31 protein-coding genes are annotated in these 21979 nt (G+C 35.3%); 2 read left to right on the forward strand and 29 right to left on the reverse strand.

Annotated features, from left to right (window positions below):
* Positions 1-28 precede the first annotated feature (28 nt).
* The 6 genes from arsD to ACVWNY_RS18220 all read right to left on the reverse strand — a co-directional run bounded on the left by arsD (position 29) and on the right by ACVWNY_RS18220 (position 2818).
* The gene (gene arsD / locus ACVWNY_RS18195; protein WP_454072364.1) at positions 29-406 is read right to left on the reverse strand and encodes an arsenite efflux transporter metallochaperone ArsD; all 378 of its coding nucleotides are present in this window, start codon (positions 404-406) and stop codon (positions 29-31) included.
* Positions 384-731, reverse strand: a complete 348-nt coding sequence (locus ACVWNY_RS18200) for an ArsR/SmtB family transcription factor (protein ID WP_454072365.1) — start codon at positions 729-731, stop codon at positions 384-386. The genes arsD and ACVWNY_RS18200 overlap by 23 nt, the downstream gene beginning before the upstream one ends.
* A gap of 245 nt (positions 732-976) precedes the next feature.
* Complete coding sequence (locus ACVWNY_RS18205) at positions 977-1501, reverse strand: aromatic acid exporter family protein (protein ID WP_454072366.1); 525 nt, start codon at positions 1499-1501, stop codon at positions 977-979.
* Positions 1502-1515: 14 nt separating this feature from the next.
* Positions 1516-2262 (reverse strand): DNA/RNA non-specific endonuclease, encoded by a 747-nt coding sequence (locus ACVWNY_RS18210; RefSeq protein ID WP_454072367.1) that lies wholly within the window; start codon positions 2260-2262, stop codon positions 1516-1518.
* Positions 2263-2403: 141 nt separating this feature from the next.
* The gene (locus ACVWNY_RS18215; RefSeq protein ID WP_454072368.1) at positions 2404-2559 is read right to left on the reverse strand and encodes a hypothetical protein; all 156 of its coding nucleotides are present in this window, start codon (positions 2557-2559) and stop codon (positions 2404-2406) included.
* A 34-nt stretch (positions 2560-2593) separates the two neighbouring features.
* Positions 2594-2818: a hypothetical protein gene (locus ACVWNY_RS18220; RefSeq protein WP_454072369.1), complete on the reverse strand. Its 225-nt coding sequence runs from the start codon at positions 2816-2818 to the stop codon at positions 2594-2596.
* 129 nt (positions 2819-2947) lie between these two features.
* Between ACVWNY_RS18220 and ACVWNY_RS18225 the strand changes: the two genes are divergently transcribed.
* Positions 2948-3568, forward strand: a complete 621-nt coding sequence (locus ACVWNY_RS18225) for a Type 1 glutamine amidotransferase-like domain-containing protein (RefSeq protein WP_461211764.1) — start codon at positions 2948-2950, stop codon at positions 3566-3568.
* Between the two features lie 68 nt (positions 3569-3636).
* Here ACVWNY_RS18225 and ACVWNY_RS18230 read toward each other — a convergent pair whose 3' ends face one another.
* The 12 genes from ACVWNY_RS18230 to ACVWNY_RS18285 all read right to left on the reverse strand — a co-directional run bounded on the left by ACVWNY_RS18230 (position 3637) and on the right by ACVWNY_RS18285 (position 10674).
* The gene (locus ACVWNY_RS18230; RefSeq protein WP_454072371.1) at positions 3637-3942 is read right to left on the reverse strand and encodes a DUF3850 domain-containing protein; all 306 of its coding nucleotides are present in this window, start codon (positions 3940-3942) and stop codon (positions 3637-3639) included.
* Between the two features lie 41 nt (positions 3943-3983).
* Complete coding sequence (locus ACVWNY_RS18235; RefSeq protein ID WP_454072372.1) at positions 3984-4286, reverse strand: hypothetical protein; 303 nt, start codon at positions 4284-4286, stop codon at positions 3984-3986.
* A 31-nt stretch (positions 4287-4317) separates the two neighbouring features.
* Positions 4318-5055 carry a DUF2786 domain-containing protein gene (locus ACVWNY_RS18240; protein WP_454072373.1) on the reverse strand — a complete coding sequence of 246 codons (738 nt, stop codon included), beginning with the start codon at positions 5053-5055 and terminating at the stop codon, positions 4318-4320.
* A gap of 192 nt (positions 5056-5247) precedes the next feature.
* Complete coding sequence (locus tag ACVWNY_RS18245) at positions 5248-5694, reverse strand: hypothetical protein (RefSeq protein ID WP_454072374.1); 447 nt, start codon at positions 5692-5694, stop codon at positions 5248-5250.
* Positions 5695-5706: 12 nt separating this feature from the next.
* Entirely contained in the window at positions 5707-5922 is a 216-nt protein-coding gene (locus ACVWNY_RS18250; RefSeq protein ID WP_454072375.1) for a hypothetical protein, read from the reverse strand.
* Positions 5923-5936: 14 nt separating this feature from the next.
* Positions 5937-6407, reverse strand: coding sequence for a JAB domain-containing protein (locus ACVWNY_RS18255; protein WP_454072376.1), 471 nt, complete (start codon positions 6405-6407; stop codon positions 5937-5939).
* Between the two features lie 556 nt (positions 6408-6963).
* A complete protein-coding gene (locus ACVWNY_RS18260) occupies positions 6964-8289 on the reverse strand; it encodes a PcfJ domain-containing protein (RefSeq protein ID WP_454072377.1) in 1326 nt (441 codons plus the stop codon).
* A complete protein-coding gene (locus ACVWNY_RS18265; protein ID WP_454072378.1) occupies positions 8286-9047 on the reverse strand; it encodes a Cas9 inhibitor AcrIIA9 family protein in 762 nt (253 codons plus the stop codon). Before ACVWNY_RS18265 ends, ACVWNY_RS18260 begins: the two co-directional genes overlap by 4 nt.
* A gap of 68 nt (positions 9048-9115) precedes the next feature.
* Positions 9116-9565 carry a single-stranded DNA-binding protein gene (locus ACVWNY_RS18270; RefSeq protein ID WP_454072379.1) on the reverse strand — a complete coding sequence of 150 codons (450 nt, stop codon included), beginning with the start codon at positions 9563-9565 and terminating at the stop codon, positions 9116-9118.
* Positions 9566-9622: 57 nt separating this feature from the next.
* Positions 9623-9952, reverse strand: coding sequence for a hypothetical protein (locus ACVWNY_RS18275; protein WP_454072380.1), 330 nt, complete (start codon positions 9950-9952; stop codon positions 9623-9625).
* A 10-nt stretch (positions 9953-9962) separates the two neighbouring features.
* Positions 9963-10136: a hypothetical protein gene (locus ACVWNY_RS18280; RefSeq protein ID WP_454072381.1), complete on the reverse strand. Its 174-nt coding sequence runs from the start codon at positions 10134-10136 to the stop codon at positions 9963-9965.
* A gap of 16 nt (positions 10137-10152) precedes the next feature.
* The gene (locus tag ACVWNY_RS18285; RefSeq protein ID WP_454072382.1) at positions 10153-10674 is read right to left on the reverse strand and encodes a hypothetical protein; all 522 of its coding nucleotides are present in this window, start codon (positions 10672-10674) and stop codon (positions 10153-10155) included.
* A 617-nt stretch (positions 10675-11291) separates the two neighbouring features.
* On the opposite strand from ACVWNY_RS18285, the gene ACVWNY_RS18290 reads away from it, so the two are divergent.
* A complete protein-coding gene (locus ACVWNY_RS18290) occupies positions 11292-11435 on the forward strand; it encodes a putative holin-like toxin (protein WP_454072383.1) in 144 nt (47 codons plus the stop codon).
* 231 nt (positions 11436-11666) lie between these two features.
* On the opposite strand, the gene ACVWNY_RS18295 is transcribed toward ACVWNY_RS18290, so the two are convergent.
* The 11 genes from ACVWNY_RS18295 to ACVWNY_RS18345 form a co-directional block, all read right to left on the reverse strand.
* A complete protein-coding gene (locus tag ACVWNY_RS18295; protein WP_454072384.1) occupies positions 11667-12074 on the reverse strand; it encodes a hypothetical protein in 408 nt (135 codons plus the stop codon).
* Positions 12071-12526 carry a hypothetical protein gene (locus tag ACVWNY_RS18300; protein ID WP_454072385.1) on the reverse strand — a complete coding sequence of 152 codons (456 nt, stop codon included), beginning with the start codon at positions 12524-12526 and terminating at the stop codon, positions 12071-12073. Before ACVWNY_RS18300 ends, ACVWNY_RS18295 begins: the two co-directional genes overlap by 4 nt.
* A 51-nt stretch (positions 12527-12577) precedes the next feature.
* Positions 12578-12745: a hypothetical protein gene (locus ACVWNY_RS18305; protein ID WP_454072386.1), complete on the reverse strand. Its 168-nt coding sequence runs from the start codon at positions 12743-12745 to the stop codon at positions 12578-12580.
* 35 nt (positions 12746-12780) lie between these two features.
* A complete protein-coding gene (locus tag ACVWNY_RS18310) occupies positions 12781-14850 on the reverse strand; it encodes a type IV secretory system conjugative DNA transfer family protein (RefSeq protein WP_454072387.1) in 2070 nt (689 codons plus the stop codon).
* A 10-nt stretch (positions 14851-14860) separates the two neighbouring features.
* The gene (locus ACVWNY_RS18315; RefSeq protein ID WP_461211760.1) at positions 14861-15580 is read right to left on the reverse strand and encodes a hypothetical protein; all 720 of its coding nucleotides are present in this window, start codon (positions 15578-15580) and stop codon (positions 14861-14863) included.
* Positions 15581-16188: 608 nt separating this feature from the next.
* A complete protein-coding gene (locus tag ACVWNY_RS18320) occupies positions 16189-16752 on the reverse strand; it encodes a hypothetical protein (RefSeq protein ID WP_454072389.1) in 564 nt (187 codons plus the stop codon).
* 246 nt (positions 16753-16998) lie between these two features.
* Positions 16999-17928: an LPXTG cell wall anchor domain-containing protein gene (locus ACVWNY_RS18325; protein ID WP_454072390.1), complete on the reverse strand. Its 930-nt coding sequence runs from the start codon at positions 17926-17928 to the stop codon at positions 16999-17001.
* A complete protein-coding gene (locus ACVWNY_RS18330; protein ID WP_454072391.1) occupies positions 17925-18233 on the reverse strand; it encodes a thioredoxin family protein in 309 nt (102 codons plus the stop codon). The genes ACVWNY_RS18325 and ACVWNY_RS18330 overlap by 4 nt, the downstream gene beginning before the upstream one ends.
* A gap of 67 nt (positions 18234-18300) precedes the next feature.
* A complete protein-coding gene (locus ACVWNY_RS18335; RefSeq protein ID WP_454072392.1) occupies positions 18301-18921 on the reverse strand; it encodes a hypothetical protein in 621 nt (206 codons plus the stop codon).
* Between the two features lie 21 nt (positions 18922-18942).
* Positions 18943-20094, reverse strand: coding sequence for a phage tail tip lysozyme (locus ACVWNY_RS18340; protein WP_454072393.1), 1152 nt, complete (start codon positions 20092-20094; stop codon positions 18943-18945).
* 12 nt (positions 20095-20106) lie between these two features.
* Entirely contained in the window at positions 20107-21966 is a 1860-nt protein-coding gene (locus tag ACVWNY_RS18345) for a CD3337/EF1877 family mobilome membrane protein (protein ID WP_461211761.1), read from the reverse strand.
* Positions 21967-21979 lie beyond the last annotated feature (13 nt).

Consider the following 21979-nt stretch of genomic DNA (forward strand, 5'->3'; position numbering starts at 1 on the left):
CTCCTTATTTAAGCTAGAAAAGAGGCTGTTAACAACAGCCTTCGTTTCCTATATTTGTGTCGCAACAACTACTAGGATTATTAGTAGGCTGAGGGACAAAGTGAATATCAGCGTATTTTCCAAACTCTTCTAACGAAGGATATTCCCCTTCTTTAACAACTTCACCATTAACCAAGGTAACAGGTAAAATATCGTTTCCTTTTTCTTTCAACATTTTCAAAATCATTGAGTTATTAACAAAAGAATCTGGATCACTTGTTAGATTGTGACGTGAAGCTTCAATAGTATCTAGTTCTTCAAATGTTTCAAAAACAGAAGTTACCATTAGCAATTTTTCGTCGACCGAAGGACCACACACACCTGTTGAGCAACACATTGCCGGTTCAAATAGTTCTAATTTTTTCATTATTTCTTTCTCCTTTGCAATTACAATTTGGTACATTACAAATGCAATTCTCTTCATTAGAAAATAGTTGCACCATGGAACCCATAAATTGATTAACAAAACTATCTGTCAGTTGGTATCTGTGCCATGTGCCATCTTTAGTTACAAATACAATACCGACTTTTTCCAGTATCTTCATGTGATGTGACAGAGTTGGTTGAGTAAAATCAAAATAGTCTAAAATATCACATGCACACAAATTTCCGCAAGACAATAAATCAATTATTTTTAATCGTTTTGGATCAGCAAGTGCTTTAAGCATTATTGATAGTTCGTCATAGTTCATATTTATCCCCCCTATTACATAGATGTTTGTCTATGTAATAATATAGATAAATATCTATGTTTTGTCAATCACTTTGATTCTTTTTAATAATCACAATTAAACTAATTGAATATTCTCTTGTTACTATTTAACTCGCTTCATATCAATCTAAAACTAATAGTTGGAATAAGATTCAAAAAAAGTGTAACTTATGGGTATACCCAAAAGTAACACTTCTTGTCTGAATAGCATATATAGTTTTTTTTTCAAGTATTAGTTCCATATTTTTTTTCTAGATGGTGAAATGTTAAGTTTACTGCTAAAGCAATCATACCACCTATAATTGTTGCTAATAATCTCTCTAATAAATAGACAGATTCAATTGTTGGTTTAACAATGACTAACATATTAATTGTGGTTAAACATGCAGCCATAGCTCCTGCTTTATTTTTTTCAAAGCCACCTACCAGATTTATTGAAAGAAAGATTAATATGGGAATACCTAATAGGTAGTAATTTGAATTATTCCAACCATGAAAAAAATTAGTGATCCAAAAAAATAAAAGTGACAATATACCTGAAATAAGACTACCAGTTAAACGGTGAATGGAGTCTTTAATAATGGCATAACTATCTTGTTGTATAACAAAAATACTTGTATAACATACTATTAATAGAACTTCCTTATCTTCTACGTGAAAAATCAAAAACAACACAATGCTAACTAATAAAGCAATAGTAATTTTTTTAGTATGAATATTAGCCATTAGGAAATTATAGAATTTATTCATAATAGTAACTCCTGCTAGTGTAGTAAAATATTACCAGTAGCATAGTCCAACGTATAACCATCTTCCACATTAAAGATAAAAACATTGTAACTGATCGTGCTATCTTCCACGCTTTGCGCTTCCATTTGCACCCCACGACAAAGTAACTCATTGTCTTTGAAATAAGGCGTCACACGGTAACGTACATGATTTTTCGTCTGTCTCAGATAGTCTGCTACTTGATTCTCATATTGTACCATGGTTTCTTGGTTCATTTGCTCTGTACCAGTGAAAAGGTTCTTCCAGTTGTCATTTACTCCTGTCAGTTGATAACCAATTAAATGTGATCGATTACACAAATATTTATCACTCGATAATTTTCTTTGTTTCCACCCAGTCGGATATACTGACGAGATATCGCCTCTTTCTTCCGTCGGCATTAATTCGTATCCTAACAACGCATTTGCAACACCAACACGATTCAAATTGTCTAAGTCCGAGAAGCTTTGCCACAAGCCATTAGCCAGGGACAAATCTTCCTGATTGAAAGTTGGTTGATTATTATTGATAGTGACGACTTTATTCGTGCCATCATAGTCTAAATTAACAGTTTCTTGGTTCATTGTTGAATTGCTGATCTCAGAGTTGATAGTTGTATTGGTCTGGTCTTTAGGTGTCTCTTCAGTATCTAAGTAATTACTTCCCCATGCAAATAGTCCTACAGCTATTGGGATCAATACACCTAAAAGACCTTTACTGCTCTTTTTTCTTTTCTTTTTCATAGTCAGCTCCTTCCAATGTAAATACAAGGGAATCGCGCATGGTTGCTTAGGCATAAATCACATTTATTTCATTTGCGATATTTATATCATGTTATGACCTTTAACCCCTTCTATACTCACACGTCTCTTATTGCTGTTTTTTTAGATATAATGATCCTCAATTGATAGAATTTCATTCCAGTCACTAACGATCTCTGCGAAACGTTCTTTTGCGTCTTCTTTGCTAGTGGCCGTAATGAGTCGAGGGATTTTTTCATTTCGTTTTCCACTTGTGTACCAAATTAAAAATGTATTCATTTCACCACTTCCTTTATATCCGTCGATTACTATTCTATTTTTTTGAATGTTTATCAATTATTTTCCCATCGATCATTTCATAAGCATCTGCTTGTCTCACAAATGGTGATAAAACTAGTGCTGGATAAAGTTCTGCTCTTTCCATTAGAACGATTGTAGTCGCCTGTTCTATCATATGACTGTTTATCTGCAAGTGAAGAACTGCTTCGTCAGGAACCTCTTTCAACGCTTCTTTAAATTCTTTAACAGTCCATCCCACTATATTTTCTTCCTTTCTGATTCCACAATTTGTTTCTTTTACTGACTCAGCTATATCCGTCGTTTATGGAAAACTCACTGAAATTTTTAACAAATGGTACTTTTATGGTATCTTTATAAAAAAACAGAGGTGACTATATTGAAAAATTTATTTCTATGCTCTTCATTTTCTGATGTTTCAAAAAAATTCGAAAATTACATTGAAAGGTTTCCCCTAGACAGAACTCTTACATTTATCCCTACTGCTTCTTTAGTTGAAGATGTGGATTTTTTTGTAAATGACGCTATACAAGTGTTTGATGCTCTCAATTTCAAAATTGACATTTTAGACATCAGTCGTGCTAGTAAAAGCGACATCAAAAAAATAATTCAACACAATAACTTTATTTACTTATCAGGTGGAAATAGTTTCTTTTTACTAGAAAATCTCAAATCTTCAAATACGGACTTAGAAATAATTAAGCAAGTAAAAAATGGAAAAATCTATATAGGCGAATCGGCCGGCGCAATAGTTACATCAAAAAACATTGAATATATTTCTTTGCTCGACGATAAGAATAAAGCCACTTTGCTTAATTCTTATAACGCACTAAATCTTTTACCTTATTATCCGTTACCTCATTACAAAGAGATTCCTTTTGATAGAGAAACAACTAAAATTTTCGATGATTACAATAAGACTATTGATGTAATACCTCTTAGAAATGAAGATGTGCTAGTTGTTGATGAAATATCTTCAAAAATCTTCTAGAATATTATGGTCTGATTGAAAACTATCTTTTTAGATAGTTTTTTTCTGTAATTTATTTCTTTTCGAGACTAATCGATAACATACCTGCTTTTGATTAATTCAATAGACAAAATTACATAACCGTCTTTGACATATACTTTTTCAGATTCTTCACGCCCAAAAATTCCTACAATGCTAGCAAAAGCAGTGGCACCACTATATTCATTACTAGAACTATTAAAAGCTTGTAGTAGCAACATATCATTTACCTTATAAGGTCTATCATCTTTACGAATTTCAAAAGTTTTACTTCCAAGTTCTAAATCTGTAAAGTACTTTGGGTCTATTTTCAAATCATGTACCATTCTTTGATTCTTATATCTTTTAAATTCCAAATAATACACTCCCTTTTCTGCAATCTGTTTCTTTTGTGGAATTACTCATATTCTGTATCTGTGTTGTAAGAATTGTAGTTTACATTTACATGTTCGTTAACCTCAACATCATCGTTAATCCAGTAAGGTCTTTCGCCATCACGGAGTGGAACACCAATCCCATCTATTTCCGTTGCATTATTGTTAACAACATTAAACGCTATATATTCGGCAATTCCTTGTAATGTGTGATAGTCGTACATATATTTTCTAAATTGTTTAAACCATTCTTCATTAAAATAATTTGGGTCTAGCTCAACTTCTACTTCGTCACGGCGCACCATATTAACTTTTAAACTTTTCATTTTCTATTCTCCTTTTCCGTAAAATCTTCCGTTAACCGACTCCTATATCTTCAGCAAGCGTACTTTTAGTAAAATCTATATCTTTACCATCATTAAAACCCTGCACGTATGCCTCCACAATTTCTGGTTGAGGTGCTGAAAAAGAAACTGCCGCTCCAAAATTTTTCTCCATTTCGGTATACGCTCTTTCAACTCCTTCAGGAATTAAAGAGACTATTTCGTATTTCTCTCTTAATACTGAAACTTGTTCCTCAAAACGTTTTGACAACCCGTTTATAAAACCATCGATATAACTGATTTTTATACTATTTGTCATATAAGTAGTTCTTTTCAAACCTGTAATTTCATAATGATCATTAATAAACTTTTTGCTATGAAAGAGAATCGCGTCATATGCCAAAATATACATTTCTTTGGCCAATTCTAGGTCCCTACCATAACCAAAAAACATTATTTTTCGTTTTCTCTGTTTCCCAATAGTTTTACTGTTTAAATAATTTTTCACTTTAAAATTTTCAGCAATAATTATCGCTAGCTTCCTTTCCCACCAGTATAGACGCTTATAAATGGTTATGGATTCTTTATTCATCTTGTCAAAGTCACTCAAATAATCCGACTCTTCTACTTCTTGACGGTCAAGATCATATTGTATCATCAACTTTTGAGCTAGAATAAATGCTGATTGGCTTTCTTCATCATTTTTTTCATCTTTTGCTATTGCTAGTAGCCCTTTAACTTTTTTAATAATTTTTGCATTTTTATTTTCCATAAGTCACCTCATTTTACCCAATCTCTTTTTTTTACATGAATTATCTTGAAACACGAATATTATTGATTCCAGTAGATCCTTTTTTTCGTTCAAAACCCGAATGATTTTCAGCTTCAGGAATTTCTACCGTTCGTTTTTTTTCTTAATAACAAAACGATTTTCGAATAGGCAATGCTTTTCTCACTTTCACATTCAATCGTTATTAAGCTTTTTATTGAGTTTTTTTATTTTATCAATTTCCATTTGTATTCGTGCAGGATAAACTGCCGGTGGATAGTAGCCTGTTCTTTCTATATAGATATTTTCTATTCTTCTTAACGTGGTTCGCACGTCCTTTAAATCTTTTTTATCTATTTCATCTGCGTTGTTCCGCCCAGCTCGATATATCTTTTGCCTCAATTCACGCTCGAATTTGCGGGCCAATCCCAAATAATTCAACAATTCTACTTCTAAGCAGTCAATGAGTTCTTTCACGCTGGTATAAGCAAAAAATTTAGGATCGTTCGTCAACTCTGGTATCTGTAGTAATTCCCTCCTATTTGCAATGCCTTCTTCTTTCGAAAAAGGCATTTTACAGTAGCTGCAATAATAGTGGTCACCGGTTAAAGTTAGTGTGTAATTACAATATCTACAAATCATCTTTACTCCTCCTTAATTATCAAATAAATAGTCTATTACCTGAAGTATTGAACAATATTCACCGCCGTATTTTATATAAATTCTCGTTTCATAAACCGGCTGCCAATTACCAGTTTCTGTGGCCGTCATAATTAAATCAAACTCCTTTTTTGTCATGTGTACTATGGGTCTATGAAAAGCTAGCAATTCATCTTTAACCATTTGGTACTGTGTACGTGTCTTAGTCATTTTATTTCTCCTTTTTAATAGTTATTTTGAAAGTCGATATCACTAGCACCAATAGACAAATAATTTTCTGCATATGAATAGTATCTGTCACTACCTACAAGGAAGTGATCAAGCATTTCTATATTAAATAAGTTGCAGCACTCAACTAACCGTTTGGTAAATTCCAAATCACTTTCACTCATGTTACCATCATTAGAAGGGTGGTTGTGGGCTATAATTATCTTTTTGGCATTACTAAGCAATGCTCGCTGAATAATTTCTCTTGGTGAGGCTAGTGAAGATACCAGGTCTCCGACGAAAACTGTTGAATAATTGATCACTCGATTTTTGTTATCCAGATTAAACATGACAAGGGTAGTCTGAGTATTATCTCCTATTAAGGATTGGAGCCGTACTCCTACAGAAACTGAGCTCAATGTTCTTGGTAACTCTACAGATTCATTCTCTCTTTCTATTTGCTTCAAACATACGATTTCTTTAGTCATTTCTTTTTCCTCGCTTTTTTCTTATTTTTTATTTTCGTGCTATGCAGTGATTAGTCGAAAAGCTGAATTTTTTGCGTTTCGTTGCGGAGCTTTTACCATTCCATAGATTTATTGCAAGGGTCGTGTAACGACAACGCTTGCCCTTGCAATCAATCGAAGCGTCTTACGAAAAACACGTTGAACCCGCTTGCGGGAAAGCTTCAGCGTGTTTTGCAGTTAGAAAGCGTTGGAAATGGTAAAAATGTAGCACGAAATCAAAAAATTCTTAGTACCTCTATCCTTCCTTTAGTCACTTTTTTAAATCATTTGTGCGTTTTTGTGGTATCACAAAATGAAATTCAATCAATGTGCCGACTTTTTGAGGAACGAAAAAACAAAGGTAAATTTGAATGGTAGAGGAACGAAACCACCGAAAATTTAATTGATTTTATTTCAAGCGCCAATTGAAAAATGTACGTTTTGAAGCAAGGGCTACTGCACCGCAGCGGAAGGACTTTTTTCTTCTTTAAAGGGTGCTGAAAAACCATAATGTTTCATTATGATCTTTCAGCGCCTTTTAAATCTTGTTGACTTTTTCTAGCCACTTGTTAGCTGTTCTTCTTACTTCTTTTGGTATTTCTTCTCGATTCCTCTTTCCTTGTATTTGTTTAATCTGTTTATTGCTGTATTCCATAGTAAAATAAGGTTCTTCTGGTTTATCTGCTCGTCTGATAAAAATAATTGTTGATTTCCCTTTGCTATGAGCTTTTAGATAAGTGCTACTACCAACACAATGACCTAGTGATTTTCCTTCGTTCATAATTTCTTTTAGAGAATGAGGAACGATAAAGCTATAATCATCAAGGGTTAGCTCGTATCGCTTAGTTGCTTTTAGTCGTTTTTCAAGTGCCTTTTGTTCTTCTTTTAACTCTTCTAGCCTTTTTTGTTCCTTCAAATAGTTCAAGGTATCTACACATTCATCATGCTTCTTTTGTAAATTTCTTGGCATTAACACTAATTCACTATCTTTAGGTATCTCTAAATCGTCTACTAATGACAAATAATCGAGGTAGTATTTGAAGCTTTTTTGTTGCTTTATCAACCAATTTTGAAATCGTATCAGTTTTAATTCTTTTGGTATTTTGGCTAGTTCTCTATAATCAATTAACCTTTCAAAGCCTTTTACTAGGCGACTTTTTCTTTCTTCAAAATAATTTCCCATAATTATTTCCCCAAAGCATGAAGGGTTCTTTTTTAATTTGACTTTGTTTTTTTTCAGCCATTTGTCTGTCATGATTCGATTATCAATAGTGATTGATTCATTGATTAAATCACTGGCAATATTTGTTGCTCCAACCTTTTGCAGATACTCAATTTTTGAGCGATATTTAAAACTTTGTCTTAATTGGTAAATATCTATCCTTCCTAAATCAAGATATTTCATGCCTTGGTTATCCTTTAATTTGCGTTGCCAATCGTTCTCATAGAATGTCGTATTTGTATATGCACTACTCATATAACCATAGTTATTTAACAATCCCTCATACCAACAATCTTTCATTTCATGGGCTTTCAAGTGGTGGTCTTTGGCGAAACGTTCTAAATTTCCCATCTCATAATCTAGCTGTTCTTTACCATCTTTAACTACTTGATAATAGCAATGTGATTGTATTTCAATTCTTGTCTTTGACACTAAGACAATGGCAAAAGAATAAAATTTGAAGGGCTTATTTAACTGACTACTTTTTGTCAGACGTTTCTTAATCAACCAACCATGCTCACGATTGCTTGATAAGATAGTTTTTTCTTTGTTTTGCCATTGGTAAATCGGTATTTGATTTAAACACCAGTCATGAAATCTTTGCGGTGCTTTCAATGGTGCTTGTCCTAAATTAATTTTCATGCCATATCGAACAAACTAATTTGTTCTTCCTCCTTTTTTGCTTTTTTAGGTTTTTCTGAGGGTTGTTTCTTAGGCTTACTGGTTTGAAGGGTGGCTTGTATGGGCTTGATTTTCACTTCTTCAAGGGTGAAATAGTCTAAAATCCATTGAAAGCCTTGCTCGTCACTTACCATTACAAAATTATCAGTTTTGATTTCACTTGCTTTATTCATACAAAACTGCATACTTTCAGTGATTGTCCGCTCTTTTTCGAGAATATGTTTAAAAATTATGATATTGTTTTGTTCAGAAATATATTGATAAATCATTGATATTGTTGGATTGTCTGACTTTAAATCTTTTTCTTTTAACAATGCTAAAGCTTTTTCTTTTTGATTATCTGTTTCCGTATTAAAAAAGCGGTCATAATCTTCTTGGGTGCAGGTCACAAGCCATTTTGTTTTGGAACTTTTTTCGCCATCGACGCAAACATATATAGGTGACGGCTCCCCTTGTTGATTCCTCATAAGTATTTGAGCTTCTAAAGGAAATTTATTGAGATAACCAATAAACGCTTGTACGTCATAAAGTTGGTTATTTTCTCGCTGTTTTAAAACGATTTGCTTTGTTTGACAGTTATCTATGGTGACTGGTTCTAATTTAAAACCAATCCCTAAAAAGCCCTGTAATTCATCAAATAAAGCAATCATACAATCTTTAGGGTAATCTTCTAAGGCTTCTAACAACGCCTTAACAGTATTTGCTCCTTGTTGCTTCATGTTTGTTCGCTCCTTTGTTTTGATTTTATATTGAAGGCAAAGGGGACTAGTCCCCTTTGCCTACCTTTTTAATGTGGTAAATCAGCATCACTTGGGAAGTTATTATTTGTTGCTTGATTTTGGTTAGTCCCTTGGTTTTGATTGTTCTGTGGCTGTTGGTTATTTTGATTAGCATGATTATTTTTTCGATTTTCTGACATGGCTTTTGTTTCTAGGTATTCAAAATTGTCAACAATCACCTCTGTTATATATTTAGTTATGCCTTGTTGGTCATCATATTGTCGACTGCTTAGCTCGCCATCAAAACTAATCAGCGTTCCCTTTAACCCGTATTGACCGAAAGACTCGGCTATTTTGCCCCATAAAATACAACGGACAAAGGTTGTTTCTCGTTTCCCATCTTTACCAATATAAGAACGGTCGCAAGCCACCGTAAAGCTCGCTACTGGTTTCCCTGTTGGTGTGTATCGTAAATCTGAATCTTTCGTCAATCGTCCTACTCCTGTAACTTTAATCATGTTTATTTCCTACTTTCTTTTTCTAATTTTATTTTGTGGGTGTTGCTATGGATTCCATTATTTATAGTTTATTTCTTGATAGGCACAACTGTGGCATAAGTAACCTACGCCGTACTGTTCGGGCATTTCATAGAGAATTTTTTGACAATTTTCACAATGTCCGAAATGTTCTTTACCACTAGCAAGGTCAACCATTTTTTGCAAGCTCTCTTTTCCAATAACTAGAAATACGTTTTTCCCTTCATAATTCACTAAAATTTGTAACGTATTGTCTTCTTCTAACAAGTCTAAGGTAACGACTTCCTTAACATCGGGAAAAGCTACACCTTTATACTGAAAAACTGATTTCAATTGATAGACGGTCATTTCTTGTACAGTTTCACTCAAAATAATCACCTCATTTCCTATAATTCAAGAACTCCTCTAATTTTTGTAGCCGGCTTTCTGCTTTTTCCTTTGAGCCATATTTATTTTTTAAGTAGTCGCAATCATTTTGAATGATTGCGCTACTAATTTTTTGGTGTTCGTCTTCTGCTTGTTGCTTGATAATGACTGTTAAAGGTCTACTCATGGTTAACTCTCCTTTCCTAGTAACAACTACTTACATGACCGTTTTCAAGAAAGACAAGTAATTTTTCTATATCTGACGGACTATACAATAATCTAGGTGGCTTCGGTGCTGTGTTACCATGTTTATTTCTCAAATGGATACGATTATCTTTAAAAAATGCAATAGCTTCAATTTCTTCATTTTCAAAGAACGTTTGTCCGTTATAAGAGTCTTCCTTTTCTAATTCAGCATAAATTTTTTCTGCTTTGGGACGTTGCTTTTTTCTTTCTGCAAAGATAACCTCATCATCAAAATTGCAATAAACATAAGTGTTACAGCCTTCTAAAATTTCCCCCTGTACATGTTCGTCATATCGTATGTCACTGTATTCCTTTTGCAACAATTCATTAATTTTGAAAATATCTAGTGTAATATCTTTTAAAGTGACGTTGATTGACATACTGCCATAGCCAAAATGTTCTACGCGACACCGCACGTTTTTGGTATCAATCCCCCTTGATTTCAAATAACGTTTAACCTCTTTAGCGTTTGTTTCCATAATAAAATTCTCCTTCTTAAAATAAATTTTTTTGAAAACCCATTTCGTTTGTAAGATTCTGAAGGCGGAAAAGATTTTGATTTTAAATTTCAATTTTTCAAAGTTCAGAATATTTACAACTGAAAATATGTTGTATGGGTCATTTCGTATTGCTGTCATCTTCGGCGTGACTTCGTTAAACACTAAAATGTTCTGAAATTAAAGGGAGTGCTGTAGTAAAAAAATTGTGATTTTCAATTTATTTACGCCCCTTTTATTTCAGGTTATTTTCGTGTAGAAGTTGGCTTCGCCGTGGGTGACAGCGCCCAATACGAATGATCCATACGTTTTCAAGTAAAAATGAAGTGAAGGAAAATCGGGTTGAAATTTGGGTCTTGACCTTGAACTAGCTTTTTACTTTATCTTTTGACCTAATGTTTTGTTAAACCACTACATAAAATGTTTCTGACGTAGCGGCGGTGGCGGTTGGAGCGAAGGAAGAAATTCGTATTTTATATACAAAAAAACCAGTCAAAAGCCTTAATCAATAAGGTTCTAACTGGTTTTATATGGTATAATATTCATGACAGTAAAGTTTAATGACGGTGGTTTATCCAATCGAAAGTGAGGTGGTGCATATGAATGTATCCACTAAATCTAAAGAAAGGAGAAACCTTTTGCCTATTTCAGATAGTTTGCAACTAATGATTGCTTTTGGTGGCTTTACGCTTACCTTAATCACAACCATTATTGCAATTCTGAATTATAAAGACAAAAAATAGCCGTCAACTTTAGCAAGGGACGACTACTTTTTTAGTTATTAACCTACTACCGTCTTTAACGGTGCTGTCTAAAGGGACGTTGTTGAAGCAACGTCTCTTTTCTATTTCATTATACCACATTTGAGAAAAAAATCGAGTCAAAATGTTTCCACTACTGGCTTTGCCAGCTTTTTTGTTGCCACCTAAACAGTGGTGGCGGTCGGCGTGTGGTGGCAACAAAAAAGATAATAATTAATCATTAGCCCATATATATAATGCACCCAAACCTAATGCAACAACAGTGGCTACCGCTCTTAATATGGGGATCGTAATAAATTTTATTAAAAGTATGACGAAAACAGCAGCAACTACTATATTAATGAGAAAGACTAATATTGATGAATCACCATATATTCCATTTTTTATTCTTAAAAAACTCCAAGCTACAAAAATGCCTCCTATAATTGTTAATGCAACCATCACGCCAAAATACTTACACGGCTGATAATTATTATATATAAGTATATCTATAGCTGTTTCATTTTTCATCTCACTCGTTAATAATATATTTAGCTTGTTCAAATTATACAAGTAAAATATCGTAACAATTCCATATATTGAAATTGGTGATAATTTCGCCAAAAATTCTTTAGTTGTCATGTATCTTCGATATGCCACCCTTGTTCTTCTAATACTACTTTTATGATAAGTAGTTTCTTGTTTTTTATTTTAATTGATCTCATAAAGACTATTAGTAACATTAGTAAGAATATAGTTATGACAACCATAACTATAATACAAATATAAAAAGTAACTTTCATTTGATTTGCCAGAATCCCTACACTATTAAGCATATATTCAATCAACTGTTGAATCAAATTAGAAAATTTTCCCCATATGCTTCCTATTATTAAAATACAAAGAGTTAAACCAAATAAATTGAATCTATTTTTTGCATATTCGTATTCAACCTTAGCTTCAATGTAAAAATATTCCAATTCTTCTCGTGATTTATCTTTAAAGTAGTCATGTTCAATAGAATATTTTTCATATGCACGCTGGTCTCGTTCCTGTCTAGAGATATATCTTAGAATTGAAGTTAAATAGCTCATTTAAATTCTCCTTCGTTGCAATTATACTATAGTAATTCTTAACAAGAAACACTACATTGACCGTTGTCCATTTTCCATATCTTTCAACGACTTCAATTCAGCTTGTATTTTCTCAATATCTTCAGAAATTTTTACTGCCTGTTCCCAACTATCAGCGTAAAAATGATCAAGCTCTCGACTTTCCAATTTTTTTTGTAGTTCTGCGATTACTTTATCCATGAGTAGTGCTCCTTTTTTCATATCTGTCATTTCATTTACAAATCTTCAAAAACATTCCTGGCAAAAACCTTCCCTTTATTATTTTCAGTCAGGTTTTTATTTACATAGTAAAATTGATAATTCGGTAAATATTTAATTTCGTCAGGACTGAAGTTAAATTTGTTTACCTTTCTGACGGTCCCACGTTCACCTTTTGTCTCAAAGCGTGTCAAACTGCCTAATTGATTTTCGGTTATTACCGTTCTGTCAATATCTTTATATGTGCCGATTAAACCGACAATTTCTTCGGTATTTTTAGGACTGTTGGTTCTCCCTAAAATAAAGAGGTTACAGTTATCAATGGTTTGTTCCTTTATGTCTATATTTCTACGTTTATTGGCTAAATCACTAATTGACTGAATCCCCAAAACTGCTCCAAATTTCGCACTTCTAGCTTTTGACAATATATCTAATATATTGTCATTCCCATACGAACCAAATTCATCAAATATACCTAATACACCTTTAAAGCTATCAGTATTTCCATAAAGCGTCGTTGTGACATAGGCGCTATCAGCTACAATAAACCGTCCAATGACAGGAATAAAAGTATTGTAGTTATTACTATCTAAGGAGAATACAATTACGTCACCATCTTTGATAATTTTTTCAATATCAATAGTGTAATTTTCTTTGTAAGTGAAACGTTCTCCTAAATCAGAGTAAATTAATTGTTCTAGCTGCGTCCGCAATCCTTTAATCAGTTTCGCTTGGGAAGAACGTTCTTCCTTCAATTCCTCGATAAATTCTGGGTCTAGATCATCACGATAGAAAAACATACGGATATATTTTTGATATACCGTATTTCTTTTAAGTGTTGGATCAGGAGTAACAGATTTTTTTGTTGTGCTATCTGTTTCACTAGTTGCAGATACTTTATAGTTTCGAATGATAATATCTTCTGATTGTTCTATAAATAAATAGTTAGCTAGTTCCGGTAAATCTAAAAATCGATGAATGGTCTCCAAATTCATAGCTAATGGTTCTCCTTGAACGTCCCTGCGTTCATGGGCCTTTTCTATTTCAATATACTCATGCAAAAATAAAATGATTTGTTGCAACATATTTTTACTTTCATTTTCATAGAAAGACTCGCTCCAATCCATTACAGCCATTAGTCTTTCGGTAATGGCTGTAGGTTTTCCATACATAACTGGATTGTAGTTCCATAATTGACCATCTGGCGAATCACTAGCCTTATCAGAAAAGACGTACAGTCTTTTTCCGTATCTGTCAGCCAGTTTCCGAATCTCTTTCACCGTTTTAGGATCACCTTTACCATCGACAAATAAAGCGCCCAGCCCTTCCATTAAGGCTTCTTCCATTAGGTTATACATCATGTAGGTTTTACCTGTCCCTGTGGTTCCTTGAACCAACGTATGAGTAAATAAATTACTCAAAGGAAATTTCACTGGATCGGCATATATATTAATGCCTAATAATACGTTTTGATAGAGACTTGATTGTATATTATTTTGTCGGTATTCCTGTTGTACATTTCTTAGAATATCAGCTTTATTTCGCTCAATTCTCTTATATTTATCACTATCTAAATAATGTTGTGTCTTTTCTTCTTTTTCATAGGTAAACCAATTGATTTTGAGACGATTAAACATATAGTAACTAATTCCTGCGTAAGTAATACCTAGTAAAATCGTCATAACAATTGTATGGCGATTGACTTCAAAAGGAACCCCCTTTTGAATATGAGCTTCCGCAAAGCCTACTACCTTTGGCAACATTTTTCGCCAAATAGCGAAAAATTGGAGAAAGTCTCGATAGCCCCATGTAACAATTGTTGCGACAAAACCAATAAAGCTGATAAAAGACAGCATGTAAGTAAGTGTTTTTTTCTTTAAAAAGAAAAAAACACCAAAAAAGACCCCACTAATAATGAACACTGGAATATTGATTAATGCTGTTAAAAACATGATCAATAAGAATAACTTAATGACAAAATAGGGGTCTTTACCTTTAGGGTCATTCTGTCGATTTCCTTTGAAGCGTTCATCTACTGAATTACCTAAATTAAAAAATATCTGATCGATTTCATCACTGAATGACATTTTTTCCCTCCTACTGAATTTCTTTACAAATGATTTCCATATTTAGTTGATAGCTGCTTGTTGTAACAAAACTTTCTACAGAGTAATCTTCAAAAAAATATACAATTTGATTGTAATTTCCTTGTGCTTGCATTTGTTTCAACCAGTTCAATTTTGCCATTAATGCCTGTTTTGATTTTCTGGTTAATTCGACTTCATAAGCATTAGTAAGAATTTCTCCGTCTACTGGAAACTCAATAAGAAAATCAGGAATCCGTCTTGTTTCATTCATTTTGATACGACGGATTTGTTTTTTTGTTTGTTGGGAAAAATCAATTGATAAAAATTTATTGGCCAACAATTCTCTTTCAGTAATCACCTTCAGGGGAACGTCTTCCCCTAAAGATTGTCGAATGTCAGAAAACTCTTGAATGACACAATCAACTACCAATAAATCATGGACCAATGTTGGAAAGTAAGGATTCTTACTTTCAGATTTCACATACCCGAAATTGATTAAGCCAACCAAACGACTACCATTTTTGGTAATATAATAGACATTGGCATTTTTAAACTGATAAGAATTTATCAATTTCAAGTTCTCTAAATCAAATAATGCATTATTCAAGTTTTTATTAGTGTAGCTAATAAAATGCCTTATTTGTTTTTTTGTTATAACACCTAAACGATCTATTATGCTTAGTAACAATTGTTTTTTACTACTCAACGCTTTAGTTGCAATATTAATCACCTTCTTCAATTTGAAAATTTACGTGTCCGCTTTTTAAAGGGGACGGTTTTGACTCTGCTTTTGACCTTCAGTCCCCCCAAGGTTTGGTGGGGGATTCAGGGGGTTGTTGCTTTTTAACACAAATTAAGATCATCAACCTATCATGAATTAACTGATTGTTTACAGCTGTCACCGTAACTAGCGGTTTATGCTAGTTACTACAAGAATTTACGTGCCCGCTTTTTAAAGGGGGCGGTTTTGACTTTGCTTTTGACTTTCAGTCCCCCAAGGTTTGGTGGGGGATTCAGGGGGTTGTTGCTTTTTTTCTTTTCTTCTTTTTTTCTCTTTTCTTCTTCTCTCTCTCCTCCTCCCTCTATTATTATGTTATTTATTACTTACTCTACTTACTTACTTTTTCTTTATCCTCCGACCGAGACCCCAATTAAAAATAAGTTTACGTTGTTTGATTGGGGTCTCGGTCGGAGGATATTAGAAAATGTTGTAAGACTGCCGTTTTTTGGCAGTGGTAGGGGGGCACCGGTGACCCCCTATCTGACCCCCTGTTTGACCCCCTAAGAAAAGAGAAAAAAAAAGAACCATTTTCGCCTTTCGGCAACACCGAAGGCTATTTAATTTTTGTTCTTTTTGCCAAAGCGTTTCTTCTTTTTTTCTTGACTCATTAGATAGGTATATTCTAATTTGTCGTACTGATCTGACCATTCTTGGTTCATTTCTTCTAGTGCTTGATTTTTCTTTTCCAGTTGTTCAATGTAAATTTGTTGCTCCTGAACCTTTTTTTCTAAAGAATCAATTTCATCTTGGCTATTAGTATCTTCAATTAATGGTTGTTTCCTCAACTCAGCGAATAATTCTTTGTCTTTGGCATTCAACTGTTGTTGTTGATTTAATAAGGTTTGTAGCCTCTCAATCTGATTGTCCTTTTCTTTGATAGTATCTTGAATAGTTTTTATTAGATCATCTTCTTTTTCTGACGTGTTGGCTTCCTTTTCTACTGGGACAATTTCCTTTCCTGTTCGTTCCATAATTAAATTTTGTCCTTCATCAGTAAGAAAGAGCCTATTCTTCTTTTTTATAATTGCCACTGAGCTTTCTTCTTCTGTTAACAGTTTTCTTAATTCAGGCGAAGTCATGTCCATTTTTTTGGCAAAATCGGAAAGTCTTACATCAGCCAATATTTCACCTTCTTTATTTATCTGTTTTTTTATGGCTTAAAGCCATAAAAAGCCATTGGCTTTTTTGGCGTAATGGCTTGTATTTATCGTTGTTAATTTAGCTTTCTAGTATTTACGCCATGGCGTTTGCCGAAAAAAACCATGGTTTTTTTCGGTTTCGCCATGTTCTTTATTGGCTTTTTTCAATATAAAAATGCCACCAGTAAACTTCACCAGTGACATTTTTATTCCGTTACTTATTCAAAATTAAAGGCTAAATTTTCTTTTTAGAAATACGCCAATGACAGATAATGTCATGAAGGCACTACCCATAATTGCCGTCCATTGGTTGCTGGCACTACCAGTTTTTGGCAAAACTTTTTCCTCGCCATTACTATCTTTTACTACCAATGAACCATCGGCTTGTTTAGTTGCTCCGACAGATTCAGGTGTCACTGTTTTTGTTGTGCCATCGGAATTTTGTACAACCGGATTGCCGTTATCAGTAGAAACAATGGTTTGTCCGCCTTGTGTTACCACCGGTGCAGTTGGCGTTGGATTGGTAGTGACTGGCTTATTATTGCCATTGTCTGTTGGCGTCGTGGTGCCACTATTTCCGCCACTGCCATTGTCAGTTGGTTTATTCGGTTTTTCTGGCTTATCGCCATCTTCGCCATTTCCTTCTGATGGTTTGTCACCACCGCCAGTTTCTCCGCCTCCTTCAGGCGGTGTAGATGGGTCAGTTGGTGTTTCTCCCCCGCCTGTTCCACCACCTCCTTCTGGTGGTGTAGATGGGTCAGTTGGTGTTTCTCCTCCCCCTGTCTCACCACCTCCTTCTGGTGGCGTGGTTGGGTCAGTTGGCGTTTCTCCTCCCCCTGTCTCGCCACCTCCTTCTGGTGGTGTGGTTGGGTCAGTTGGTGTTTCTCCTCCCCCAGTTTCTCCGCCACTTTCCGGTGGCGTCGTTGGGTCTACCACGTCATCATAAGTGGTTACAGCAGTATGCGTTGTCACTGGTTGAATGGGTAAGACATACGCTTGAATAGCTACTGGCGTTTCGGCTACTGCCACTGGCTGAGTCGTGACTGGTGTTTGTTCGCCACCTGTTACTGGTGCCACTTCCTCGGCAAAAACTACGCCTTGGCTTCCGCCAACTAAAAGGGTTGCTGAAAACAATGTGCCTAAGATAATTTTTTTCATGGTGATTCCTCCGATAATATATTTTTTATTTGGTCTTTATTAATTCCTTCATAACGGTTATCTCCATTAATGAAAGTTGGTACCTGTGTTAAATGATAAGTCTGAATATACTTTCTATTCTGCTTGATATTCATATTGATATACGTCACATTTCTATTAAATAAGCTATGACGTGTAATCATTGGTAATACCTTTTGGCAATCGCCACAATCTGGTCGATAGAAAAATAGAATCTGCTTTTCGGCTACTTTCGGCGAAATAACTTGCGGTGTCTCCATCTGGTTTGAGATACGTTCGCCATTCATGGCGAGACACACCATAGACACGAAAACCAAAAACAGACTACACCATACAACGGCAGCTCTTCTTCTCTTATTCAAGCAAATCACCAGACAAACCTGTCGTTACCATATTCATAGCGGTCAACACATTTTCGTTTGTATCATAAGAAACTTGATAAATGGCTCTATTTTTGATTGGTTCTGCCCCTTCGACATTACTTTGAAAGACTAGGACCACTAAGCCATTTAAAGTGGTTCCCTGTACTGATTGATTGTAAATAGTTAAATCTAACAACTCTGACGTGACAGTATTTGAATCGCCGTATTGGCTATTGGTATTAAAGAAACTGTCGTACACGTCACTAGATAAATACTTCTTCGCTTCTGCCTGACGATCTTTGAAGTTCTCTGGTGTAAAGTTATACAAGATATCAAAGACATTTTTTGTCACATCTTGATAGCTTTTATTCACTTCTGCATAGGGATCGCCATTGTTGATCGCCACCTCTTTTTCTTCAACCTTTGATTGTGTTTGAATGAGTTCTTCCTTCACTGTCGCCAATGATTGAAGATTTTTTTTTGTGGCTTTTTTCTGTTTTAAAATGGTGGTTTCCTTTGATTGGATTTCCTGGTGGGCTTGAATATTAAAATAAACAGACCCACCTAAAAGTCCAATCAGTATCACCATCAATATTTTTTTTACAACTGCCATAATGACTCCCTTCTGATGGGTCTACTTTTTAATGGGTCTGGCAAAACAAATATCTCCACCATTCAATAAACTTAAAAATGAATTATTGAAGGTGTCTTCATTGGTAATGTTGCCGTTGCCTCCCATTTGAATAATTTTGGTGTCTTTTCCTCGCAATTTTTCGGCAAGAACGGCTGTATGGCCATTGGCACCTGCACCGCCTCCTTGGTTCACAATTACTATGTCCCCTGCGTCGGCTTCCCCTTCAGATACTTCATTTAACCACTGGTGACTTCCTCTGGCGTCTGCTGTCATTGAACCAGTAAACCACCCCATATTTGGTGGCACTTTGTAGTCGGCATTTTCTAAAGCCAGCCACACAAAACCTGAACAATCGGTGCGCCCTTCCTTATCGGGATTTCGTGGATCACCACCAATCATGGCTAAGTTATGAGCGATTGGGTTAGGGTAATGGAACCAACCAATATATTTTCTGGCACTTGCCACAATATCGCCGTCTGCCCCACCTACACTTGACCCACACTCTAATGTGCTTGAAATAGCTTCCCCACCACTTGCTGTCAGTAAGGCGTTACTAGCAGCGGGATCGCTACTACCTAACTTGGCATACCATTTATTGGCAAAAGTTAAACGATTCCCCATTGCGGGGATTCCTGCTCGTTCAAACTTTATTTGCCATTGTTCTGTGGCTTCTTCTACACTATCCACTTTTAAGGCACTAACAGCGCCCTTTTCAGAACCGTTTAATTCATGGAGAAGAAATTCCAACTGTAATCCCAGGTCTGACCACTCTTTGCCTTTTTCACTGGCAAAGTTTTTAAGATTCGTTGTGCGTCCTGCCGTCCATTGTGCCAAGCCATGACCACTAAGGGGATCATTAGGGCGCTCTATTGCAGCTGGATTTAATTGTGATTCCTGCTCAAAATTAGCAATCATGCCTACTAGCCCCTGCGGTGTAGCCCCTTCAATATGAGACCCCACATAGTCATAAATGACTTTGGCGTTTTCTTCTTTGCTTTTACTATCCACTTGAATACTTGTGTCGGCATTTTGACTGTTTTCACTGTCACATTGGTTTGTGGCTGATCCGCCACCAAGTATCAGTGAAAACATCAAACCAATAACAGTCAATAAGCCCACTATCCACTTTAAAGAACCTGCTTTTTTATTCATGGCAACACCTCGCTATTTCCTAGCACTAGAAGTCACACGATTACTTGCTGGTCTATTTTTAGTGACTGGGTGATTTTGTTGCTCTTCTTGACCCTCTCCACTGTCGATTCCTCCTCTAGCTGGTGAAGGTGGGACATAAACCACTCGTGGCGGATTGGCTTTGTTAGCCTCGGGTGTTTGTTCCTCTCCGCCACCTCTCGCATTGGAAGGCATAACCAAAGTTTGCGGATAAGTTGTCTGATTTGGCGTCTTCTTGGTGGCTTCTAATTGTTTAGGCGTTTCATAACTGGTTTCCAATGGTGGTCTTTGTTGACTATTTGGTGCTTGTTTGTTTGTTGGCACAACCCCCCCGCTAGGGTTTCGGTTTCCTGAAGGTTTCTTGTTGGTAGGAATTTTTTCATTTGTGCCATTTGGCTTTTTCTTGCTATCAGGTACACCTACTGGATAAGGATTTTTATTCCCACCTAACAGCCGTTTCATCATTAAGGTATCTCGCACAATGCCTCTACCTGCTCGTTGAGCTTTTTGTTGCACATTTTGACCTGTAATGACATTTGCCATACCCATTGGCTGACGATTCACCAACATAGAAATCACCATGCCACGGTTTTTCATGAGCCAATTTAAGACAAGAATTTGTAAAACCACATTACTGGCATACTTCCCAACACTAGTTGGCGGTATGGCGTTATTAATGGTGGTAATCACCACATAAACAAGCATAATAAAAAAGGCTGCTAAGCCTTTTGCAAAAATGGCACCTATGAGACCTGTTAAAGGTTTAAACCAACTGTCTTGGAACTTCGGTATGAGACTGACAAAGAAACTCACCACCAGTATGAAGAATAGGATCACCACCATTAACTGAGACAATAAGCTGATAGAGGATATAGCCAGTAGCGGAATCCCTACCCCTAACGTACAAACCAAAGCAAATATGGCATATCCAATTTTTGGGTAAATCCCGATACCGTCCTTATCCATAAAAGCATTTTCCTTCGCTTCTTCTATGACGGCTTTTTTCTTCTTTCCGATTCCTTTTGCAGTCTGATTGTAACTGAGTAATTCATCTACTTTTTTCTCGCCATCTTCAATTTCATTAATGTTTGTCGTCCCATAGTTCATTAACAAATAAGGGCGATAGACCCCTACATCAAAAATAGTGTTCCGCATAATACTAGCAGTGGTATCTTTGGTGGATTCTCCTTTTCCCAATTCAACTTGTCCCACAAGAGACGTGCCAGCGGATAATATCGTTTGTTCAAAAGCAACGCTGGTATCATTTACCATTGAGAAAATCGGTACACTGAAATTTAAAAGCAAACTACCCATGACAAAGATTGCCACAAAGGTAGACAACATTTTAATCCCACCGATCACATCTAACTTGAAAAATACAGTCACTATGAAAAATAATACAAAGATTGAAAAGACTGTAGCCAGTAAATTATCTACTAATGCCTTCCATATTTGCTTGGTGTATCTGCCTACTGTGTTAATTTGACTACTTAAAAAGTCCGTCCCCTGTAATATTTCAATACCTGTATCAAAGCCATTGACGATAAATTTATTCAAAGAAAAAATACCGTTAGCCCCTGCCAACAAACTACCGTTATAAGGAGCGATACTACCAGTGTTGGCGACAGCTTCATAATGAGACATGGGAAATTGCTTGATTTTTAATTCCACGCCTCCCTTACTCACTGATTTTTTCTTAGTGGATTCAGCTTTCTTATAACTTTTTTCTAGTTCTATTTGATTCTGTCCCCACGTTTTCCCTACTTCAAAACCAATTTGATCTTTTTCTGCAAGGGTGATGTTACTTGTTCCAAAATTTAAGAGTGTGGCAAACAAGACGGAAAGAAAAATCACAAGAAAGGTTCGT

The sequence above is a fragment of the Enterococcus sp. JNUCC 77 genome (assembly GCF_054819945.1).

Excerpts from the sequence above, each read along its gene's own strand:
- arsD (WP_454072364.1), bottom strand. The coding sequence starts at position 406 with ATGAAAAAATTAGAACTATTTGAACCGGCAATGTGTTGCTCAACAGGT.
- ACVWNY_RS18200 (WP_454072365.1), bottom strand. The coding sequence starts at position 731 with ATGAACTATGACGAACTATCAATAATGCTTAAAGCACTTGCTGATCCA.
- ACVWNY_RS18205 (WP_454072366.1), bottom strand. The coding sequence starts at position 1,501 with ATGAATAAATTCTATAATTTCCTAATGGCTAATATTCATACTAAAAAA.
- ACVWNY_RS18210 (WP_454072367.1), bottom strand. The coding sequence starts at position 2,262 with ATGAAAAAGAAAAGAAAAAAGAGCAGTAAAGGTCTTTTAGGTGTATTG.
- ACVWNY_RS18215 (WP_454072368.1), bottom strand. The coding sequence starts at position 2,559 with ATGAATACATTTTTAATTTGGTACACAAGTGGAAAACGAAATGAAAAA.
- ACVWNY_RS18235 (WP_454072372.1), bottom strand. The coding sequence starts at position 4,286 with ATGAAAAGTTTAAAAGTTAATATGGTGCGCCGTGACGAAGTAGAAGTT.
- ACVWNY_RS18240 (WP_454072373.1), bottom strand. The coding sequence starts at position 5,055 with ATGGAAAATAAAAATGCAAAAATTATTAAAAAAGTTAAAGGGCTACTA.
- ACVWNY_RS18245 (WP_454072374.1), bottom strand. The coding sequence starts at position 5,694 with ATGATTTGTAGATATTGTAATTACACACTAACTTTAACCGGTGACCAC.
- ACVWNY_RS18250 (WP_454072375.1), bottom strand. The coding sequence starts at position 5,922 with ATGACTAAGACACGTACACAGTACCAAATGGTTAAAGATGAATTGCTA.
- ACVWNY_RS18255 (WP_454072376.1), bottom strand. The coding sequence starts at position 6,407 with ATGACTAAAGAAATCGTATGTTTGAAGCAAATAGAAAGAGAGAATGAA.
- ACVWNY_RS18260 (WP_454072377.1), bottom strand. The coding sequence starts at position 8,289 with ATGAAAATTAATTTAGGACAAGCACCATTGAAAGCACCGCAAAGATTT.
- ACVWNY_RS18265 (WP_454072378.1), bottom strand. The coding sequence starts at position 9,047 with ATGAAGCAACAAGGAGCAAATACTGTTAAGGCGTTGTTAGAAGCCTTA.
- ACVWNY_RS18270 (WP_454072379.1), bottom strand. The coding sequence starts at position 9,565 with ATGATTAAAGTTACAGGAGTAGGACGATTGACGAAAGATTCAGATTTA.
- ACVWNY_RS18280 (WP_454072381.1), bottom strand. The coding sequence starts at position 10,136 with ATGAGTAGACCTTTAACAGTCATTATCAAGCAACAAGCAGAAGACGAA.
- ACVWNY_RS18285 (WP_454072382.1), bottom strand. The coding sequence starts at position 10,674 with ATGGAAACAAACGCTAAAGAGGTTAAACGTTATTTGAAATCAAGGGGG.
- ACVWNY_RS18290 (WP_454072383.1), top strand. The coding sequence starts at position 11,292 with ATGAATGTATCCACTAAATCTAAAGAAAGGAGAAACCTTTTGCCTATT.
- ACVWNY_RS18295 (WP_454072384.1), bottom strand. The coding sequence starts at position 12,074 with ATGACAACTAAAGAATTTTTGGCGAAATTATCACCAATTTCAATATAT.
- ACVWNY_RS18300 (WP_454072385.1), bottom strand. The coding sequence starts at position 12,526 with ATGAGCTATTTAACTTCAATTCTAAGATATATCTCTAGACAGGAACGA.
- ACVWNY_RS18305 (WP_454072386.1), bottom strand. The coding sequence starts at position 12,745 with ATGGATAAAGTAATCGCAGAACTACAAAAAAAATTGGAAAGTCGAGAG.
- ACVWNY_RS18310 (WP_454072387.1), bottom strand. The coding sequence starts at position 14,850 with ATGTCATTCAGTGATGAAATCGATCAGATATTTTTTAATTTAGGTAAT.
- ACVWNY_RS18325 (WP_454072390.1), bottom strand. The coding sequence starts at position 17,928 with ATGAAAAAAATTATCTTAGGCACATTGTTTTCAGCAACCCTTTTAGTT.
- ACVWNY_RS18330 (WP_454072391.1), bottom strand. The coding sequence starts at position 18,233 with ATGAATGGCGAACGTATCTCAAACCAGATGGAGACACCGCAAGTTATT.
- ACVWNY_RS18335 (WP_454072392.1), bottom strand. The coding sequence starts at position 18,921 with ATGGCAGTTGTAAAAAAAATATTGATGGTGATACTGATTGGACTTTTA.
- ACVWNY_RS18340 (WP_454072393.1), bottom strand. The coding sequence starts at position 20,094 with ATGAATAAAAAAGCAGGTTCTTTAAAGTGGATAGTGGGCTTATTGACT.